We start from the raw sequence: 517 nt of genomic DNA, 5'->3' as shown, positions 1-517 counted from the left end.
GCGTAGGCCAGACAGCGGGTAATAGGCGTCATTAGCGGCAGCGCTTGCCGCAGACCTAGGGTCCGCAATGCCCAAGTTAAGGGGGTTGTTCCCTGACTCGCCGATGCAAGGCTGGATCGCTGACCGGACTGTGACCGATCCGACCCACCAACCTCCATTAGCGCGCCACGGGCCCAACCAGATGACCTGACGCCGTAACGCCGTGAAAAATGAGGTAGTCCTGAAGCATGAACCGGGCAATCAGTCAGCCTCGGTGGGTGCCTTGCGGATGAAGGCCAGCACATCGTTCAGAGGGAGAGAGCCAGTATATTCGGGAAAAGCGAGGCTCACAGGTGCGCCAAGGGCTGCCATGATGTCCCGCAGGCCCTCAACCCACGCGCCAGCCTCAGCTTGGGTCACGAAACCCGTCCGCACCATTGTCTTGTCCGGCTCGATGGTGACCGTGACCGAAAACCGACCGTCCGGCATGTCAAAGATTTGATAGCTAATCCGGCGCGCCATGCCGTGGGCCTAGCGC

At 60.9% G+C, this 517-nt stretch carries 1 protein-coding gene; it reads right to left on the bottom strand.

From position 1 onward, the window contains the following. Positions 1-240: 240 nt before the first annotated feature. The gene (locus tag VQ02_RS30905; protein ID WP_048445585.1) at positions 241-501 is read right to left on the bottom strand and encodes a hypothetical protein; all 261 of its coding nucleotides are present in this window, start codon (positions 499-501) and stop codon (positions 241-243) included. Positions 502-517: the final 16 nt, after the last annotated feature.

The sequence above is a fragment of the Methylobacterium variabile genome (genome assembly GCF_001043975.1).
Taxonomy (GTDB): Bacteria; Pseudomonadota; Alphaproteobacteria; order Rhizobiales; family Beijerinckiaceae; genus Methylobacterium; species Methylobacterium variabile.
This window is presented reverse-complemented; position numbering and strand designations above follow the sequence as displayed.

Coding starts and splice junctions, on each gene's coding strand:
- VQ02_RS30905 (WP_048445585.1), bottom strand. CDS start 501: ATGGCGCGCCGGATTAGCTATCAAATCTTTGACATGCCGGACGGTCGG.